This is a genomic window from Stenotrophomonas sp. GSD10 (assembly GCF_056172695.1).
In genome coordinates this window covers 873,258-891,402 of sequence record NZ_JAOCMC010000002.1, presented here as the reverse complement: position 1 = coordinate 891,402, position 18,145 = coordinate 873,258, and the positions used below count along the sequence as shown (strand labels likewise).

Annotated in this window: 16 protein-coding genes, 1 tRNA gene and 1 pseudogene; 5 read left to right on the top strand and 13 right to left on the bottom strand. The window is 66.5% G+C overall.

The features are described 5' to 3' along the window. Position 1: 1 nt before the first annotated feature. Positions 2 to 1,042 (bottom strand): ubiquinol oxidase subunit II, encoded by a 1,041-nt coding sequence (cyoA, locus tag N4G47_RS04320; RefSeq protein WP_008267587.1) that lies wholly within the window; start codon positions 1,040 to 1,042, stop codon positions 2 to 4. Between the two features lie 324 nt (positions 1,043 to 1,366). On the opposite strand from cyoA, the gene N4G47_RS04315 reads away from it, so the two are divergent. Beyond that, on the top strand, positions 1,367 to 1,804 hold the full coding sequence (locus N4G47_RS04315) for a VOC family protein (RefSeq protein WP_475285438.1): 438 nt from the start codon (positions 1,367 to 1,369) through the stop codon (positions 1,802 to 1,804). 145 nt (positions 1,805 to 1,949) lie between these two features. After that, positions 1,950 to 2,180, top strand: a complete 231-nt coding sequence (locus N4G47_RS04310) for a hypothetical protein (protein WP_475285437.1) — start codon at positions 1,950 to 1,952, stop codon at positions 2,178 to 2,180. A 25-nt stretch (positions 2,181 to 2,205) separates the two neighbouring features. Here N4G47_RS04310 and N4G47_RS04305 read toward each other — a convergent pair whose 3' ends face one another. The 6 genes from N4G47_RS04305 to N4G47_RS04280 all read right to left on the bottom strand — a co-directional run bounded on the left by N4G47_RS04305 (position 2,206) and on the right by N4G47_RS04280 (position 5,381). Then, on the bottom strand, positions 2,206 to 2,607 hold the full coding sequence (locus N4G47_RS04305; RefSeq protein WP_475285435.1) for a hypothetical protein: 402 nt from the start codon (positions 2,605 to 2,607) through the stop codon (positions 2,206 to 2,208). 73 nt (positions 2,608 to 2,680) lie between these two features. After that, complete coding sequence (locus N4G47_RS04300; RefSeq protein WP_475285433.1) at positions 2,681 to 3,442, bottom strand: hypothetical protein; 762 nt, start codon at positions 3,440 to 3,442, stop codon at positions 2,681 to 2,683. 128 nt (positions 3,443 to 3,570) lie between these two features. Continuing rightward, complete coding sequence (locus N4G47_RS04295; protein WP_475285431.1) at positions 3,571 to 3,870, bottom strand: hypothetical protein; 300 nt, start codon at positions 3,868 to 3,870, stop codon at positions 3,571 to 3,573. 100 nt (positions 3,871 to 3,970) lie between these two features. Next, positions 3,971 to 4,046: transfer RNA gene (locus N4G47_RS04290), tRNA-Thr, on the bottom strand. Positions 4,047 to 4,105: 59 nt separating this feature from the next. Further along, entirely contained in the window at positions 4,106 to 4,297 is a 192-nt protein-coding gene (locus N4G47_RS04285) for a hypothetical protein (protein ID WP_475285429.1), read from the bottom strand. A 79-nt stretch (positions 4,298 to 4,376) separates the two neighbouring features. Continuing rightward, entirely contained in the window at positions 4,377 to 5,381 is a 1,005-nt protein-coding gene (locus N4G47_RS04280) for a 2-hydroxyacid dehydrogenase (RefSeq protein WP_107230224.1), read from the bottom strand. A 291-nt stretch (positions 5,382 to 5,672) separates the two neighbouring features. Between N4G47_RS04280 and N4G47_RS04275 the strand changes: the two genes are divergently transcribed. From N4G47_RS04275 to N4G47_RS04265, 3 genes and pseudogenes are all read left to right on the top strand, one after another. Next, entirely contained in the window at positions 5,673 to 6,206 is a 534-nt protein-coding gene (locus N4G47_RS04275) for an RNA polymerase sigma factor (protein WP_107230223.1), read from the top strand. Then, on the top strand, positions 6,203 to 7,171 hold the full coding sequence (locus tag N4G47_RS04270) for a FecR family protein (RefSeq protein WP_475285427.1): 969 nt from the start codon (positions 6,203 to 6,205) through the stop codon (positions 7,169 to 7,171). Before N4G47_RS04275 ends, N4G47_RS04270 begins: the two co-directional genes overlap by 4 nt. Before the next feature lie 11 nt (positions 7,172 to 7,182). Continuing rightward, positions 7,183 to 9,970, top strand: a pseudogene (locus N4G47_RS04265) (TonB-dependent receptor plug domain-containing protein). 20 nt (positions 9,971 to 9,990) lie between these two features. On the opposite strand, the gene N4G47_RS04260 reads toward N4G47_RS04265, so the two are convergent. From N4G47_RS04260 to N4G47_RS04235, 6 genes are all read right to left on the bottom strand, one after another. Then, positions 9,991 to 10,713 carry a lysoplasmalogenase gene (locus N4G47_RS04260; protein ID WP_475285425.1) on the bottom strand — a complete coding sequence of 241 codons (723 nt, stop codon included), beginning with the start codon at positions 10,711 to 10,713 and terminating at the stop codon, positions 9,991 to 9,993. Further along, positions 10,710 to 12,593, bottom strand: a complete 1,884-nt coding sequence (locus N4G47_RS04255) for a M61 family metallopeptidase (RefSeq protein ID WP_475285423.1) — start codon at positions 12,591 to 12,593, stop codon at positions 10,710 to 10,712. The genes N4G47_RS04260 and N4G47_RS04255 overlap by 4 nt, the downstream gene beginning before the upstream one ends. Positions 12,594 to 12,821: 228 nt before the next feature. Next, entirely contained in the window at positions 12,822 to 13,772 is a 951-nt protein-coding gene (gene ispH / locus N4G47_RS04250) for a 4-hydroxy-3-methylbut-2-enyl diphosphate reductase (protein ID WP_475285421.1), read from the bottom strand. After that, complete coding sequence (gene lspA, locus N4G47_RS04245) at positions 13,772 to 14,323, bottom strand: signal peptidase II (protein ID WP_475285419.1); 552 nt, start codon at positions 14,321 to 14,323, stop codon at positions 13,772 to 13,774. Before lspA ends, ispH begins: the two co-directional genes overlap by 1 nt. Then, positions 14,323 to 17,154 (bottom strand): isoleucine--tRNA ligase, encoded by a 2,832-nt coding sequence (gene ileS, locus N4G47_RS04240; RefSeq protein ID WP_475285418.1) that lies wholly within the window; start codon positions 17,152 to 17,154, stop codon positions 14,323 to 14,325. Before ileS ends, lspA begins: the two co-directional genes overlap by 1 nt. Then, complete coding sequence (locus N4G47_RS04235) at positions 17,151 to 18,098, bottom strand: bifunctional riboflavin kinase/FAD synthetase (RefSeq protein WP_475285416.1); 948 nt, start codon at positions 18,096 to 18,098, stop codon at positions 17,151 to 17,153. Before N4G47_RS04235 ends, ileS begins: the two co-directional genes overlap by 4 nt. Positions 18,099 to 18,145 lie beyond the last annotated feature (47 nt).

The following is an 18,145-nucleotide window of genomic DNA, read 5'->3' as shown; positions in this document are numbered from 1 at the left end:
TTCATTCTCCCGAACCCGCGTGGCCGGCATGGCCTGCGTGTTCGTGTTCGTTGGCATCCAGGTTTTCACCCGATTCCTTGGAATCATGCGCGTCACTGGGGGCGTGGCCCTCGTGCGCTTCATGGCTGGCGGCATCGGCAGCGGCGGCACCGGCATGTTCATGCTTCATGCCGTAGTGCTTGTTGTCGCCCATGTGCTTGGCGATGACCCAGTTGAACAGGCCTTCTTCGGTCTTGCCGAAGTAGGTCACCGGGTACCACTCGGCGTTGCGCGCCTCACCCAGGGCCTTGAACGAAGCCTTGTCCAGGGTCTGCTCGCCGGCACGGACCTGGTCCAGCCACTGGCGGTATTCGGCATCGGTGACCGAGTAGGCGGTGAAGTGCATCTTGGCGAAGCCCGCGCCGCTGTAGTGCGAGGACATGCCCGGGAATTCACCGGTCTCGTTGGCGATCAGATGGAGCTTGGTCTCCATCGCGGCCATCGAGTAGATCATGCTGCCCAGGTGCGGGATGAAGAACGCATTCATCACCGTGTCGGACGTGATCTTGAAGTTCAGCGGGGTGTTGACCGGGAACTTGATTTCGTTGACGACCGCCACCTTCTCTTCCGGATAGATGAACAGCCACTTCCAGTCCAGCGAGATCGCCTCGATGGTGACCGGCTTGACGTCCGATTCCAGCGGCTTGTACGGGTCAAGCGCGTGCGACGAACGCCAGGTCAGGACCGCCAGCACCAGCACGATCATGCAGGGGATCGACCACACCACCACCTCGATCGCCGTCGAGTGGGACCACTTCGGCTCGTACCGGGCCTTGGTGTTGGAGGCGCGATACTTCCACGCGAAGGTCAGGGTCATGATGATGACCGGGATGACGACCAGCAGCATGAGCACGGTGGCCGTGATCAGCAGGGTCTTCTCATCCTGGCCGATCTGGCCCTTCGGACTGAGGATGGCCACCGCATCGCAACCGGTGAGCATCACCAGCAACGACAGCAGCAGGCCCGGGCGCAACCAGCGCCCAAGGGTTTTCAACGGAATCATCGGTCGATCCAATTGCGAGGGAATGCCGTTCCCCGTCCTGCCCGCTCCGGCAAAGCCGGTCCCGCCTGTGGTGAGACAGGCAGTGAGGTGGGGTCGAGTCAGCCTTTCAATTTTAGGCCGTCACCCACCATTTAAGAAAGACATTGACAATGATCGGGCGCAGGAAAGGCGTCAATCTGGCTGCGACACGTTGTCGCACCGCGCAGCCGGCGCGGGCAGATCACCACAGGACGCGCAGCGTAGCATCAGGCCGCCGGGCACCGAAGCAACAGACCCGGCAAAGTTCACTGAACATATTCAGGTAGCAGCATCTGCACTGGGAGGATGGATCGGATGGCAAGGCCGTTTGTTGTTGAGCGCATCGACCACGTGGTGTTCCGGGTTCGCGACCTGGCGCGCAGCGTGGCGTTCTACGGACAGGTGCTGGGCTGTGAGGTGGTGCGGCGGCGCGATCACCTGGGTCTGGTGCATCTGCGTGCGGGGGCATCGATGATCGACCTGGTGAGCCTGGACGGCCCGCTGGGCCAGCGCGGCGGGCGCGGGCCCGAGGCGGAGGGTCGCAACACCGATCACCTGTGCCTGCGTATCACCCCCTTCGACGAGCCTGCCTTGATCGCACACCTGCAGGCGTTGGGTGTGCCGGTGGCCGGGCCGGCCGACGTCAATTTCGGCGCTGAAGGTGATGGGCTGTCGCTTTACTTCACCGACCCGGATGGCAACACCATCGAACTGAAAGGCCCCGCCGACGGAGCCACGGCATGAGCAGGGACGCCCCGGGTGCGCCGATCAGCAGACATGGCCTCAATGCTGTGCGGCGCTGGCTGGCCTCCCCCTCGCGCAGCGCGCGACCGCCCTGCTCGGCGCCGGGCTGCTGATCGTGCTGGCCTGCAATCCGGATCTGCTGCCATTGCTGCCGCTGGTCGATGCGCTGGGGCTGGATGTGCTGGCCTTGCTGCTGGGCGCGCAACTGCTGGGCACCCTGCCCTGGCTGCGGGTTCGCGCGGGCCGATGGGCGGACATGGCAGGCCGGCTGGCCTGCGGTGTGGTTGCGGGAGCGGCCGGCGGCTACCTGCGGGCGCTGGGATGCTTCCATCGTGAGCAACTGGCGTGGAAGCCGGCTTCGCATCGGCCGGGGTGAAGATGCCCCCGGCGTGGGTGCGACGCTAGGCCAATAGCGCTCCGCGCTTCACGTCGAAGCGTTCAACCATCCTCGGGGCCAGGCACTCAGGCCGACCAGCAGTACAACGGGCTGCCAAAGATTCCGTGCGCGCCGAGACCCTCGGCGCTGCCTCCCAGAAGGCGAGAAACAGGTCGTCTTGTTCCCGATATACCAACCAGCGCCCCTTGGCCCTGGCAACGCACACGCCGGCTATTTTCTCTCCCGGCTCAAAACCGGGAATACCTGGCGCCATGACGACCGCAGAGACCAGGAACGGCAGGCATTGATTGCGCCGAATATCCTCTGCAATCTCGTTGAAATAGTCCGCAGGGTCAACGCCGGGGCTCACGTAGACACCGGCGCCGTCCGCCAGGCGGGATTCCAGCGCTTCAAGGGGATTGATCACGATTCTGGTTTCTGTGCTTGCCGACGTGACTCGGGTGCGTCACCGCGGGAACCGGCGGTGGAATACATTGAACCTATGGTGATGCAGGCACCAAGGAAGGCGCCACGCGAGAGATAACTTTAATACAGGCGTCGTCGGAGAATACGGCGTAATGCACCATCTGGCCTGACACATGAACGCAACCGCTGGAGTTCTCCAACCAAGTCAGCAACGACGAGCGGGTTGCGCGCATCAGGTTATGCCCGCGCACCACCAAGCCTGACTCCCAGTACTCCTGCAGGTTTCCCGCCTGGGTAATGCGCATGGTCAGCGGCGTTTCAAACACCAGAACCCACGCCCTCTGCCCTGCACTATTGAACAAGTCCACGGCCAGAGATCCATCAATCAAATATCTGACTTCTCCAACATTCCAAGCGCAGCTCCCATTCATTCCTTCGGGTCGCCACGCTTCAAAATCTGCAGAACGCTGTCCACTCATCGCTTCTTCCATCGACAGAACGGCTTCAATCCCAACATCTGCACATATCGTCAGCGCACGTTCCCGCGCTTCAGCCGGAGACAGTCGCCCAGCCATACTCATTGCTTCAGCTGAAAGCCCCGCATCGAACGAGATCCTGTTGACCACTTCCTCTTGAACGCGACGATGCAGTTCGATAGCAGGCCCGAGCATCATCATGCTCCCGGGAAGCAGAGCACTGGAACCCTCATGTCCGTCCAGCGCTTCGTAGTAGTAGAAGTTCGAGTACTTCTCGATGAAGGCCCGAGCATCAACAGCCCCCAGCGCAAATCCTCTCACGAGCTTCGTCATTTCAATGATTGCAGCTTCAGTTTCCATGACGTACGCAGCTCCAGTTCATTGATTGATTGGAAGCCATTGGGTTCCGTTGGTATTGGTTGCACCGGGAACATTGGCATGCGGTTGCTGCGATCAGGATGCTCTTATGGCGTGTGCCCTCACATCTCTTACCCGCAGACTGCCAGCTTATATGCCGCGTAGCGATTGAACTGCCCCACCGGCTGCTCATTGGCCGTTATCGGATCCACGGACAGGAACGCGCCCTCCAGCGGATCAATGTACCGCTGCTGCCTGTACTTGGTCCGACAGCCGAATCGCTCACATGCCCGGAATACCCCGACCCATCCGTGACCCGCCCCCACCAGGGCCCCGTAGGGCTCGTAGTCGTAGCGTTTGATCACGCTGCCATGGGCATCACGCTTGGCCACAACCGAGCCCTGTGCATCGGTGTGGATGTACGTGACCATCCTCCGCGCGATGGAGGCTGGCACTACGGGTTGCCGGCCAGCGGCCGGAACTACCGGAGCACAAAAAAGCCCCGACCAAGGCCGGGGCTTTTCATGCAACTGGTGCCGGAAACAGGAGTCGAACCTGCGACCTACGCATTACGAATGCGCCGCTCTACCAACTGAGCTATTCCGGCCTAGCAGGGAATTGTAGGGGGTGGCGATCAGCAGGTCAATCGAGGTCGGCCTGCAGGCGCTACCCCTGCCTGCCCCTGCTGCGGCGGATCGACTGCACGGTCAGCACCCCGAAAAACACGCAGAACAACGAAAGGCCGACCAGGGCAACGTCATGCATGCCGCCCAGCTGTCCGCTGCTGGCCCGGCTCCACAGGTAACGCGTCGCCAGCAGGATGATCAGCAGCGCGACCGCCAGATTGATCCACTTCATGATGGCCCTGAACGTCGCCTGGGTCATGGATGCATTACTCCCTCTGCAGGCATCGTCGGTGGCCGACCTGGCCGCATTATCAGCCCGTCCCCACCGCATTGACGCAGGCGCGCCCTGCGGCGAAATCCTGCAGGTTGCCCAGCGTGATCGCCGAGATCTCCTGCAGCGCCTCCACGGTGAAGAATCCCTGGTGGCCGGTCACCAGCACGTTGGGGAAAGTCATCAGGCGCTGGAAGGCTTCGTCGTCGATGATCTCGCCAGACAGGTCCTGGAAGAACAGCGCACTCTCCTGCTCGTAGACATCAATGGCCAGATGACCAAGCCGGCGCGACTTCAGCGCGCGGATCACTGCATGGGTATCGACCAGGCCGCCACGCGAAGTGTTGACCAGCATCGCACCCGGTTTCATCCGGGCCAGCGAGGCATCGTTGATCAGATGGTGGGTGTCCGGTGTCAGCGGGCAATGCAGTGACACGATGTCGGCGCGCGCCAGCAGCTCGTCCAGCCCCACTCCCTCACCCACGTTCGCGAAGTCCGCTGAGGGGTACGGGTCATGCCCCAGCACGGTGCAGCCCATGCCCTTGAAGATCCGCGCGGTCGCCAGGCCGATCTTGCCGGTACCGACGATGCCGACCGTGCGCCCATGCAGGGTGCGCCCCAGCAGGCCATCGAGCATGAAGTTGCCCTCTCGCACCCGGTTGTAGGCGCGATGGGTCTGGCGGTTGAGGGTCATCACCAGCGCCAGCGCATGTTCGGCCACGGCCTCGGGCGAGTATGCCGGCACCCGTGCCACGAACAGGTCCAGCGCCTTCGCGGCGGCCAGATCCACGTTGTTGAAACCGGCGCAGCGCAGCAGCACGGCGCGTACGCCGTGTGCATGCAGGGCGTGCAGTACCGGCGCATCCAGGCGGTCGTTGACGAACACGCAGACGCCGGCGCACGCCTGTGCGAGCGCAGCGGTATGCACGTCCAGCGCGGCCTCGAAGTACACGAACGTAAAGCCCTGCCCGGCCGCATCGCGCAGATTGGCCTCGTCCAGGAAACGGCGGTCGTAGGGGCGGGCGCTGAAGACGGCAATCTGCATGGCAGGGGCAGGGCAAAGGTCCACGCCGACCATACCTCAGCCACAGGCAGGGCGGAACGCCCCTGGCACAGCCAAGCCTACGGCTCCCGCCGTTACATATAACGTTCTTTGGACACGGACACCCCCAGTCGATGGCCACGCCAAGCATGAATTCATTCACGATCCGCGCGATGGCACATCACACTCTTCCCCATCCGGTCACGGTCGCGTAAAACTCGAAGGTGCCCCCGCCACCGTTGTCCGAGGCCAGCCCTGTCCACCCCCTCTCCTCTGCTCCATCGCGCGCCGGACCTGTCCGCGCCTGCGGATGCATTCATTGCGTTCGTACGGGAAGAACGCGGGCCGTTGTGCGCGTTCCTGCGCATGCGTGGCGTCGGACCGGACGATGCAGAGGACATCGCACAGGATTGCATGGAACGGTTGATCCGCTACCGTGCGCACGGCGCCGACGAACTGCGCCTGCTGCTGTATCGTATCGCCCGCAACCGCCTGGCAGACCGCGGCCGTTCGCCGCAGTCGCGGCCGCACCTGTCATTGGCCGAGCACGAAGGGAGCAACGAGCCGTCCAGCTCGTCGCCCGATCCATTGCGCCAGGCCGAGTCCGGACAGATGCTGTCCCTGCTGCGGCAGGCCCTGTTCAAGCTGCCCGAGCGCGCTCGTGAGGTCTATCTGCTCAACCGCATCACCGGCATGAGCTATACCCAGATCGCGCGGCACTGTGGAATTACCGCCAAGACCGTGGAAAAACATATCGCCCGTGCGCTGCAGGGCCTGCGCCAGGAACTCGGATCGGATCCGTTGCACAACGACAGGGACAACGAATGAGCGGCAACCGGCACAAGGATGACGCCCGGCTGTTCGAGTGCGCCAGCGCCTGGGTGGCGCGGCTGGAAGCACCGGACTGCACTGCGGATGAGCGCGAGACGTTCGAAGACTGGCTGGCCGAGAATCCCGCCCATGTGACCGCCTGGGTCCAGGCCGAGCGCCTGTTCCAGCGCGGCCAGGCGCTGGCGACCGATCCGTGGTTGCGCACGGCGGCGGCCCGCGCGGCACGCCCGCCGCGGCGCCCGCTGTGGCCGGCGATGGCGGCGGCAGCCGGCCTCTGCCTGGCCATCGGCATCGGCTGGATGGTGGCCGTCGATGGCAACCCGACGCCATTGCACTATGCCAACGATTCCCTGCAACCCCGGCAGCAGACGCTGGCCGATGGCAGCGTGGTCACCCTCGATGCCGGCACCACGCTGGACGCCCGCTTCGGCTGGCGACACCGCGCACTGGTGCTTGAACGCGGGCGCGTGCAGTTGCAGGTTGCACCGTCGAGCAAAGCGCTGCAGCTGCGCGCCGGCGACAGCACCATCCGCGATATCGGCACCACCTTCCAGGTCGAGCGCCTGCGCGATGGCCGGGTTGAAGTGGCGCTGCTGGAGGGCGCGGTGGAAGTCAGCAACGGCAGCGCCCAGCACACTCTGGCGCCGGGCCAGCAGCTGCAGGTGTCGCCTTCCGGGCGCATCGAGCCGGGTCCGGCGCTGTCGTCCAACGCCGCCGCCGAAGGCTGGCTGCACGGCAAGCTGGTGTTCGACGGCACGCCGTTGTCGATCGTGGTCGAACGCATGAATCGTTATGGCCGTACCCCGCTGGTGATCGCCGATCCGCAGATCGCCGACCTGGCGGTGAGTGGCACCTTCCGCGCCGGTGATGCACAGGAACTGCTGGCGGCGCTGGAACTGGGGTGGTCCGTGGCTGGCCAGACGCGTCCGGACGGCGCGCTGGAACTGCGCCGCACCTACTGAGGAGAACGGCGGTGAGGGCAGTACCGGGCACGCTGCAGGCAGGGCTGCGCCGCAGTCTGCTTTGCATCGTGCTGGCGCTCGCCACATCGCCGGCTTTCGCGACCGAGACCACCGGCACGCTGGACATCGATGTTGCCGCCGGGCCACTGGCCCCGGCATTGCAGCAGTGGGCGCGGCAGAGTGGCATCGCGCTGTTGTTCGACGCGCGCGAACTGGACGGTCTGCGCAGCAGTGGCAGCCACGGCCGCCGCGATGTGGCGGCGGCGCTGAAGGAACTGGTCGCCGGCCTTCCGGTCACCATCCTGCGTACACCGTCCGGCGGATTCGTGGTGCGCCGTACGCGTGCCACCGTGCCGGCGCCAGCCGAGGTTGCCACGCGCCCCGCGTTGGCAGCGCCACGCAAGGCACCGGATGCACCGCCACAGGTGGAGCTGGCACCGATCCACGTCACTGGCAGCCGGCTGCCACGCACGTCGGTGCAGACCACGCTGCCGGTAACCATCATCGACCGCGACGACATCCTGCGCAGCGGCTACGGCAGCCTGTTCGATCTGCTGCGGCACCTGCCCGGCATGAACGGCCACCCGGCGATGAGCACCTCGCGCAGTGGCGATTCGCAGTACCTGCCGGTCGGCGCGGCCACCACCACCAGCCTGGACGGCATGGGGCCACGTGCCACGCTGTTCCTGGTCAACGGCAGGCGCCTGCCGCGCTATCCGATGGTGTCGTTGGAACAGGGCGGCCTCACCGACCTCGGCGGCATCCCGCTCAGCTTCGTCGAACGCATCGAACTGGTGCGCGGCGGCGCCTCGGCCATCTATGGCGCCGATGCGATGTCCGGCGTGGTCAACATCATCCTGCGCGACCAGGCCGAAGGCCCCGAGGCGATGCTGCAGACCGGCCTGAGCAGCCGCGGTGACGCTGGCCAGTACCGCGTGCAGGCGGCCACCGGCGGTGTCCGCGACGGTGGCGACCGTTGGTTTGCCGGCATCGACCTGTACCGCATCGAGCACGTGGCCGGCGATCGCCGCGACTGGCATGCGGAAACCTCGCAGTACCTGATCGGCGCGTTCCAGGGCAACCGCTACTGGCCGGCGCGCAGTTGCGAGGCACCGCTGCAGCGCCGTGACGATGGCTGCTGGTTCGACAGCGCACGCCCGCGTTCGATCCAGCCCGCCTCGGACACTGCCTCGGCCTACCTGCGCTACCGCCATGAGCGTGGCGACGGGCGCTACGCCTATGCCGAGGCACGGGCCAGCCACAACCGGCAGCGCTTCGACCTGGGGCCTACGGCGGTGGCGATCGGCCTGTACGGTTTCACCTTCAACAGTGTGCTGCGCGAGGCCGGCAATGTGCGCCCACGGGTGCGCGCTACCGATGCGGATCTGGCGTTCGGGCTCGGCCGCGAACAGCGTGGGCGCAGCTGGGACGCCGGCATCAGCGCCCAGCGCAGCGACGTCACGCTGGCCACGTCGGGCACGGTGCGTACCGAGCCACTGCTGCGGGCGGCCGAAGCGCTCGACTTCCTGCCTGGCTTCACCACGCTGCGCACGGATGCGGCCCAGCAGCTGTTCCCTTCCATCCGCAATCGCGGCCGCACCGAACAGTGGCAGGGCTGGTGGGGCATACAGCGCGAACTGATGCCGTTGCCAGGGGCATGCCCAGCTGGCCACCGGCGTTGATGTGCGCCAGGAACGCTGGACATCGCATCCCGACGCGCTGCTGAGCAAGGGCGACCTGGCGCTGGGGCTGCCGCAGCAACAGCGGCGGCTGTCACGCCGCAGTGGCGGCGCCTACGCCGAACTCGGCCTGCCGCTGGCGCCCACGCTGCGCATGGACCTGGCCGCGCGCGCCGATCGCGATGGCGGCTACAGCGCGTTCTCGCCGCGCGCCGGGCTGCGCTGGAGCCCCACCGCGCACTGGTCGTTCCTGCTGGCCAGCGGACGCGGCTACCGAGCCCCCAGCCTGTTCGAGCAGCGCCGACCGCCCGGTTACTTCGGTTCAATCGAGCTGCCTGCATCCAGTGCCCTGCCCGAATGCGCACAGCTCGCCAGCGGTGGCCGCTGCAGTGTCACTGCCGAGGTGTTCGAGAACGATGCATTGAAGCCGGAGCGATCACGCAGCCACTCGCTGGCCGCATCGTGGACGCCCACTGATACGGTCTCGCTGTCGCTGACCCACAACATCGTCGAGCTGCGCAACGAGATCCTGGCCCTGCAACCGGCCGATGCGGTATGGAACAGCAGCACCTGGGAACTGGATGAGGACGGCCACCTGCGCAGCCTGCGCCTGTCCTTCGACAACATCGGCCGCACCACCTCACGCAACTGGGTGATGCGCGGCGAGTACCGCATCGATGCCGGTGGCAACGGCCAGTGGCTGTTCTCGCTGGACGCACTGAAGCAACAGGCGCTTCGCCGCGACCGCGGCCAGGACGCGGCGGTGGACCTGCGCGGCCACGTCACCCCGACGACGGCCGCCGTACTCAACGTGCAATGGCAGAACAGCAACTGGGATGTCGCCCTGCGCGGCAACCAGGTGGGCCGCACGCGCGCCTGGCTGCCCGGCGCGGAATGCCCGGACGACCAGCGCGAACTGAACCACTGCATGAACCCCCGGCAGCTGCGCTGGAACCTGCACCTGGCACGCCGGCTCGGCCCTCGGATTGTCGCGGCCGTGGATGTGCACAACGTACTGGACGCACAACCAGTGAACTACCTGGTCGGCAACGGTGGGCAGATGCCGGGGCTGGATGATCCGCTCGGCCGCTACGTCCTGCTGACCCTGCAGTTCCGCTGAGAAAAAGGGGACGGAGGGGATCAAGTCGTTTCTGCCATGGATGCCGGATAGGACTTAATCCCCTCCGGCTCCTTTTGCTGTTTCACCGAGCGGGCGATCGCGTACTGCGCGGCATAGTAGGTGGACAGAACCAGCAGGCTGGCCAGCGGCAGGCCGCCGCCGAAGCGGTCCCAGGCCAGCAGGGAATCGCTGGCCACGAACAGCAGCGCGCCGGCCGCGGCCCAACGCGCACTGCCCGCTTCCCACGCGGCGGGCGGCGGACGGCGCCACAGCCGTGCCAGTGCCAGCACCGCCATCGACGCCAGCACCACCACGTAGGCCAGCACCGGAATGCGCATCGGCGCCGGCAGATGCGGCCACAGGCCCATCACGTTGAGCACGGCGAACGCGCCCAGCAACAGGGCGGCGGCGAGCAGCCCACGGCCCGCGCGCAGGCCCTCGCGGAAGGCGGCGATGTAGCACAGGTGCGCCAGCAGGAAGGCGATCAGGCCGGGCACGAACGCATCCACCGGCAACATCAGCGCGATGTCGCCCAGGCACGACAACAGCATGCCGGCCAGCACCGCGCGCCGGTAGAACGGCCGCGCGGAATCGCGCGCCTGCCAGACGATGGCCGCGATCAGCAGCGTGGTCGCCGGCTTGGCCAACCAGTGCAGCCAGCGCCCATCGCCGTGCAGGAACGCGCCAACGATGGCGAGGACCGCCATCAGCAGGATCACGCCGTCGCGCACGCGCGGTTTCATCGTGCCTTCCACAGTTCGGCCAGACGGTCAGGCTTGCCGGCAATGCGCTCCAGCACCGGGTACTGCAGGCCACCGTGGTAGTCGATGTTCATCGTCTCGATGCGGTCGAACTGCTTCACCAGCAGCACGATCGGCGCCTTGTCCTTCGCCGCAGCCGCAACCGCATCCTTCAGCCGCTGACTGCTGTACTCGCGGCCGCCGACGGCGATCACCTTCATGCCCGGCGCCAACCCTGCATTGAACGCCGGGCTGTCCCAGATCACATCGCCGACCGTGCCGCTGTCGAGCACCGTCGCGCCCACCGAGTAGGCCAGCAATGCCGCCTTGGCGCGCTTCTCCTGCGCCTTGTAGGCCTCGTTCGGGGTATCGCGGTAGACCAGCGTCCAGCCGGCCAGCGCCAGGCCGCCGGTCAGCGAACCATGCCCGTCCAGGCGGCCGCGCAGGAAGGTCGCCCAGTCATACGGCGCGATGCCGTTCAAGGTCGCCACCACGTCGTCGAAGGTGTACGGGTTGACGTCCCAGTCGCCATTGCCGACGCCGAAGAACGCGCGCGCGAAGTCATCCAGGCTGCGGCGGTTGCCGCTCAGCTCGCGCAGCTTGCCTTCCACTTCCAGCCACAGCATCTGGCCGCCGGAGTAGTAGTCCTCGCTCATCTGGTAGTTGCGGTACGGCAGGGTGCGGCGCTGGGCGATGGTCGGGTCGTTGGTGGTGTCCTGCAGCGGGCGCCAGGCCAGCCCCGGGCGACCACGGTCATAGGTGGCGGCCACATTGGCCAGCATGTCGCGTGCCTGCGCGACCGACCACAGGCCCGAGCGCGCCGCCAGCACCTGGCCCCAGAACTGGGTCTGCCCTTCGTACACCCACAGCAGGCTGTCGCCCATCGGCACGTTGAAGTTGGCGGTGGCCAGATCGGCGCCACGGCGGTACTTGCCGTTCCAGGAATGGGTGTACTCGTGCGGCAGCAGGTCACGCATCCAGGCGTTGCTGTCCCACTCGGTGAAGTAGCCCGGATCGGCGCTGTTCTCGCTGGAGCGGTGGTGCTCCAGGCCGATGCCGCCGAGGCGGTCGGTCAGCGCCAGCAGGAATTCATAGTGGTTGTAGTGACGCGCACCGTACAGCTTGTCGGCCTGCTGCACCAGCGCGCGGTGCATCGTGATCTGCGCGTCGGTCGGCTTCAGCGACCTGGCCTCGTCGGCGAACACGTTGAGGTGCACCGGCACCCTCGCGCCCGGATCTAGGTCGATGCGCTGGTAGTGTTCGCCGGCGAACAGCGGCGAGTCGACCAGATGGTCATAGGAAATCGGCTTGAACACCACGGTGTCGCCGTCGCGGCGCGCGGTTTCCAGTGCGGTGGCGAACGACCAGCCCTTGGGCAGGGTCACGCTGGCCTGCGTCTGCAACTGGCGTGCATCGACACCGGCCGGATACAGCGAGTTGGCGTTCCATTGCAGGTTGAGCATCTCCGGGGTCATCACCACCCGGCCCTGGCCGCCGCCCTGCGAGGACAGGAAATCGAAGTGGGCGACGATCTCGCTCACGCCTTCGGGCACCTCTACCTTGAAGGCATAGACGTTGAACTGATCACGCTGCCAGGCCAGCGGCCTGCCGTTGGCGGTGACGCGCAGGCCGGCCAGCTTGTCGATCGGGCCGGTGGGCGAATGGTTGCCGGGAATCCACTGCGGATACAGCAGCGTCATCGGGCCAGGCTTGGCCGGCACGGTGGCGGTAACCTTGAAGATGCGCCGGGCCAGGTCGCGCGCGTCCACATCGATACGCAGCAGGCCGGGGGCGGCGGCGTTGGCCGGCGGCGAGGTCTGCGCCAGTGCGGGCGTTGCGCCCAGCGCGAACAGCACGGACATCACCAGGGCACGGGTCTTCATCAGGCGGCATCCAACAACGGAGAATCCTCCGATGCTAGGCCTGTACAGTGCCCTGCCCTATGGCCAAAGGTCATGGGGCGCCCGAACCCCACCAGAAGCGGCGAACCCGGCAACAAGGCCGTGAGCGGTAGATCCACGCCGTGCGTGGATGGGGTGCATGCAGAAGCAGTGCGAACCAAGGTTCGCACCCACCTTGTGCGGGTTCGCACCCAGCAGAGTCAGGCCCGGTCAGTCGACCAGGCGCAGGCGCAGTTCCTTGGGCAGCGCGAACACCATCGATTCCGGCTCGCCATCCAGCTCGGACACGCCGCTGGCACCCAGCTCGGCCAGCCGCGCCAGCACGCCATCAACCAGCACCTGCGGCGCCGAGGCACCGGCGGTCACACCGATGTGCTGCTTGCCTTCCACCCAGCGCGGGTCGATCTCGTGCGCACCGTCGATCAGGTACGACTCCACGCCTTCGCGGCGGGCCAGTTCACTCAGTCGGTTGGAATTGGAGCTGTTCGGCGAACCCACCACCAGCACCAGGTCGCAGCGCTTGGCCAGGTCGCGCACGGCATCCTGGCGGTTCTGCGTGGCGTAGCAGATGTCGTCGTTCTTCGGGCCCTGCATTTCCGGGAAACGCTCGCGCAGCGCATCGATGATGCCGCGCGTGTCATCCACCGACAGCGTGGTCTGGGTGGTGTAGGCGAAGTTTTCCGGCTGGTTGATGTGCAGCGTGGCCACCTGCTCGACGTCCTCGACCAGATAGATCTGGCCGGTACCCGCTTCGCGGTTCCACTGGCCCATGGTGCCTTCCACTTCCGGATGGCCGGCGTGGCCGATCAACACCACGTCACGGCCGGCACGGCAGTGGCGGGCAACCTCGAAGTGGACCTTGGTCACCAGCGGGCAGGTGGCGTCGAACACCTTCAGGCCACGGCGCTCGGCTTCCTGGCGCACGGCCTGGGACACGCCGTGCGCGCTGAAGATGACCGTGTTGTTGTCCGGCACTTCATCGAGTTCCTCGACGAAGATCGCGCCGCGCTGCTTCAGGTCGTCGACCACGAAGCGGTTGTGCACCACTTCATGGCGGACGTAGATGGGCGCGCCCAGCGTTTCGATCGCGCGCTTGACGATCTCGATCGCACGATCGACACCGGCACAGAAACCACGCGGGTTGGCGAGCAGCACATCCATCAGTTCAGTCTCCCGGCGGCGGCCGGCTTACGGTTTCGGGTTGGCATTATCCGCCTTTTGGCGGACTTGCCGTCGAACAGGCCAAACAGGGCGATGCCGATGGCACCGACCACGATGGCCGAATCGGCGATGTTGAACGAGGGCCAGGTATAGCTGCCCACATACCACTGGATGAAATCGACCACGTGGCCGTGCACCTGGCGGTCGATCACGTTGCCGATGGCACCGCCGATGATCAGTGCATACGGCACCGCGGCCTTCCAGTTGCCACGGGCAGTGCCGCGCAGCCACCAAGCCATCAGGCCGCTGATGGCGATGGCCAGCGCGGTGAAGAAGTACTTCTGCCAGCCACCGGCGTCACTCAGGAAACTGAACGCCGCACCGGTGTTGTAGGTGCGGTACCAGTTCCAGAAGCCATCGATGACCACCACCGGCTGGAACTCCGGCAGGCTCGACAGCACCCAGGCCTTGGACCACTGGTCCAGGCCGATGATGACCACCGACAGCAGCAGCCAGATCAGGGCGTTGGGATGCGGACGGGGCGCGGCCATCAGAACCAGCTCCGCAGTTCGCCGGCGCCGGTGATGTTGCTCACGCAGCGGCCGCACAGTTCGGGGTGGTCGGCGTTGCTGCCGACATCGGCGCGGTGGTGCCAGCAGCGCACGCACTTGGCCTTGCTGGTCGGCTGGGCGCTGACGAACACCTCGTCGGTGGTCGCCGGGCGCACCTGCACGTCGCCGCTGATGAACAGGAAGCGCAGCTCATCGGCCAGCGGCTGCCACTTGGCGGCCTGCTCTTCGCTGGCGGCGAGGGTGATCTCCGCCTCCAGCGCAGCGCCGATCGCACCGTTGGCACGCATCGGCTCGAGCACCTTGGCCACCTGCTCGCGCACGGCCAGCAACTGGTCGAAATCAGCCGCGTTGAGCTGGGCATCGGCCGGCAGCGGCGCCAGGCCGTCGTACCAGGTGGTGAACAGCACGTGGCCGGCACGTTCGCCCGGCAGGTAGCCCCACAGCTCGTCGGCGGTGAAGGTCAGGATCGGCGCGACCCAGCGGGTGAACGCTTCGGCGATGTGGTACATCGCGCTCTGTGCCGAACGGCGACCGTGCGAATCGGTCGGCATCGTGTACAGGCGGTCCTTGGTCACGTCCAGGTACAGCGAGCCCAGGTCGACGCTGCAGAAGTTCAGCAGCAGCTGCACGATCTCGGCCATGTTGTAGCCGTCGTAGGCCGCCTTGATCTTCTCCTGCAGCTCCCAGGCGCGATGCACGATCCAGCGGTCCAGCGCGACCATCTGGTCGAGCGGGCGCAGGTGCTGGGCCGGATCGAAGCCGTCCAGGTTGCCGAGCAGGAAGCGTGCGGTGTTGCGCAGGCGACGGTAGGCGTCGGCGTTGCGCTTGAGGATCTCCTGCGACAGCGACATTTCGTTGCTGTAGTCGGCCGAGGCGATCCACAGGCGCAGGATGTCCGCGCCCAGCTTGTTCATGATGTCCTGCGGCTCGATGCCGTTGCCCAGCGACTTGGACATCTTGCGGCCGTGCTCGTCCACGGTGAAACCGTGGGTGAGGCACTGCTTGTACGGCGCGCGCTTGTCGATCGCCACGCCGGTCAGCAGCGAGGACTGGAACCAGCCGCGGTGCTGGTCGGAGCCTTCCAGGTACAGGTCGGCCGGCTTGCCGAAGCCGCGCGCGGCGAGCACGCCTTCATGGGTCACGCCCGAATCGAACCAGACGTCGAGGATGTCGGTGACCTTCTCGTAGTCGGCCGCTTCGGCGCCCAGCAGTTCGGCGGCGTCCAGCGAGTACCACACGTCGATGCCCTCGGCTTCGACGCGGTCGGCGACCTGCTGCATCAGCTCCACCGAACGCGGGTGGATCTCGCCGGTCTGGCGATGGGTGAACAGCGCGATCGGCACGCCCCAGGTGCGCTGGCGCGAGATGGTCCAGTCCGGGCGACCGTCGACCATGCTCTGGATGCGCGCCTTGCCCCAGCTCGGGAACCAGCCGACGGTATCGATGGCGGCCAGCGCATCGCGGCGCAGGTGGGCCTTGTCCATCGAGATGAACCACTGCGGGGTGGCGCGGAACACCACCGGCGACTTGTGGCGCCAGCAATGCGGATAGCTGTGGCGGATCGGATGGAAGGCCAGCAGCGCACCGTTGTCGCGCAGCACGCCGACGATGGCCTCCTGCGCCTTCCACAGGTGCTGGCCTGCCAGCGCCACGTCACCGGCCGGCGGGGTCGATTCCAGGTACACGCCACGGCCGTCGATCGGCGTGACCTGACCGGCGTTGTACTTGTCCAGCAGGCCGTACTTCTGGCTGACCACGAAGTCTTCCTGGCCGTGGCCGGGGGCGGTGTGCACCGCACCGGTACCGTCCTCGTCGGAGACGTGGTCGCCGTTGAGCACCAGGATCTCGCGTTCCGAGTAGAACGGGTGCACCAGCAGCTGGTTCTCCAGCGCCGCGCCGGTGGTTTCACCGTGCAGCACGACGCTCTCAACGCCATAGCGCTGCAGTGCGCGCTCGGCCAGCGCGGCGGCCAGCACCAGCCAGCGGCGCCTGCCGTTGTGGGCCGGGCCTTCGGCCAGCACGTAGTTGATCTCCGCACCCAGCGACACCGCCAGCGAGGCCGGCAGCGTCCACGGCGTGGTGGTCCAGATCGGCACCGCCACTTCGACGTCGGCCGGCACGCTCACACCGAATGCCTGGCCGATGGCCTGCGCATCACGCGCGGCGTAAGCCACGTCGATCGCCGGCGATTCCTTTTCCTGGTACTCGATCTCGGCTTCGGCCAGCGCCGAACCACAGTCGAAGCACCAGTACACCGGCTTGGCGCCGCGCACCAGGTGGCCATTGGCCACGACCTTGGCCAGCGCACGGATCTCGTTGGCTTCGAAGTCGAAGCTCAGGGTCTTGTACGGGTTGTCCCAGTCGCCGGTCACGCCCAGGCGCTTGAAGTCCACGCGCTGGATGTTGATCTGCTCTTCGGCGAACTCGCGGCACTTCTGCCGGAATTCAACGGCATCGAGCTTGGTGCCGACCTTGCCCCACTTCTTCTCGACCGCGATCTCGATCGGCAGGCCATGGCAGTCCCAGCCCGGCACGTAGGGCGCATCGAAGCCGGCCAGGTAGCGCGACTTGACGATGATGTCCTTCAGGATCTTGTTGACCGCGTGGCCGAGGTGGATGCGGCCGTTGGCGTACGGCGGGCCGTCATGCAGCACGAACAGCGGGCGGCCGGCGGCGTTGTCGCGCAGCTGCTGGTAGAGCCCCTGCGCTTCCCACTGCGCCAGAATGCCCGGCTCGCGCTTGGGCAGGTCGCCGCGCATCGGGAATTCGGTGGCTGGCAGGTTCAGGGTGGTCTTGTAGTCCTGGCTCACGCAGTGGCTCGCAATCTATGTTCGGAAAGGATGGCGCGCGCCTGTTCGGCGTCGCGGTGCATCTGGTCGGTCAGCGCCGCCAGATCATTGAATTTCTCTTCGTCGCGCAGCTTGGCGACGAACTCCACGTCGATGTGGCGCCCGTACAGGTCACCCTGGAAATCGAACAGGTGGGCTTCCAGCAGCGGCTCCACGCCCTCCACCGTCGGCCGCGTGCCGAAGCTGGAGACCGACGGCCACGGCTGGTCGAACACGCCGTGTACCCAGGTCGCGTAGATGCCCGACAGCGCCGGGGTCTTCGGGAACCGCAGGTTGGCGGTGGGGAAACCCAGCGTACGGCCCAGCTGGCGCCCGCGCACCACCCGCCCGCTGATCGCGTAGGGGCGGCCGAGCAGGTCGTTGGCGCGGGCGAAATCACCGTCCTGCAGCAGCTGGCGGATGCGGGTGCTGGAGATGCGCTCGCCATGCAGGTCGACCGCTTCGATCTCGCCGGCGCTGAAGCCCAGTTCGGCGCCCATCTTCTGCAGCAGGGCCAGATCGCCACGGCGGCGGTTGCCGAAGCAGAACTCCGGCCCGATCCAGACTTCGCGGGCGTTCAGGCGCTGCACCAGCAGCTGGCGTACGAAGGTCTCGGCCGGCATCGCCGCCATCGCCGCGTCGAAGCGCAGCAGGCCGACCGCATCGACACCGAGCTCGCGCAGGATCTCGACCTTGCTGCGCGCCAGGGTCAGCCGCGGCGGCGGCGTGCCCTGGGCGAAGAATTCACGCGGCAGCGGCTCGAAGGCCACCGCCACTGCGGCCACGCCCAAGGCGCGCGCGCGGGCGACCGCGTGGCGGACCAGCGCACGATGGCCCAGATGGAGGCCGTCGAATGCACCGATACAGACCACGCTTCCGTTGGGGAACAGCTCCCCGCCCTCGACGCTTCTGAACAGCCTGCTCATCAACTCTCGTTCCGGCCCGACCGGGGCCGCCGCTTCAATGGTGTAAC

Excerpts from the sequence above, each read along its gene's own strand:
- N4G47_RS04255 (WP_475285423.1), bottom strand. The coding sequence starts at position 12,593 with ATGAAGACCCGTGCCCTGGTGATGTCCGTGCTGTTCGCGCTGGGCGCA.
- ispH (WP_475285421.1), bottom strand. The coding sequence starts at position 13,772 with ATGGATGTGCTGCTCGCCAACCCGCGTGGTTTCTGTGCCGGTGTCGAT.
- lspA (WP_475285419.1), bottom strand. The coding sequence starts at position 14,323 with ATGGCCGCGCCCCGTCCGCATCCCAACGCCCTGATCTGGCTGCTGCTG.
- N4G47_RS04300 (WP_475285433.1), bottom strand. The coding sequence starts at position 3,442 with ATGGAAACTGAAGCTGCAATCATTGAAATGACGAAGCTCGTGAGAGGA.
- N4G47_RS04285 (WP_475285429.1), bottom strand. The coding sequence starts at position 4,297 with ATGAAGTGGATCAATCTGGCGGTCGCGCTGCTGATCATCCTGCTGGCG.
- cyoA (WP_008267587.1), bottom strand. The coding sequence starts at position 1,042 with ATGATTCCGTTGAAAACCCTTGGGCGCTGGTTGCGCCCGGGCCTGCTG.
- N4G47_RS04295 (WP_475285431.1), bottom strand. The coding sequence starts at position 3,870 with ATGGTCACGTACATCCACACCGATGCACAGGGCTCGGTTGTGGCCAAG.
- N4G47_RS04260 (WP_475285425.1), bottom strand. The coding sequence starts at position 10,713 with ATGAAACCGCGCGTGCGCGACGGCGTGATCCTGCTGATGGCGGTCCTC.
- N4G47_RS04235 (WP_475285416.1), bottom strand. The coding sequence starts at position 18,098 with ATGAGCAGGCTGTTCAGAAGCGTCGAGGGCGGGGAGCTGTTCCCCAAC.
- N4G47_RS04280 (WP_107230224.1), bottom strand. The coding sequence starts at position 5,381 with ATGCAGATTGCCGTCTTCAGCGCCCGCCCCTACGACCGCCGTTTCCTG.
- N4G47_RS04315 (WP_475285438.1), top strand. The coding sequence starts at position 1,367 with ATGGATCGGATGGCAAGGCCGTTTGTTGTTGAGCGCATCGACCACGTG.
- N4G47_RS04270 (WP_475285427.1), top strand. The coding sequence starts at position 6,203 with ATGAGCGGCAACCGGCACAAGGATGACGCCCGGCTGTTCGAGTGCGCC.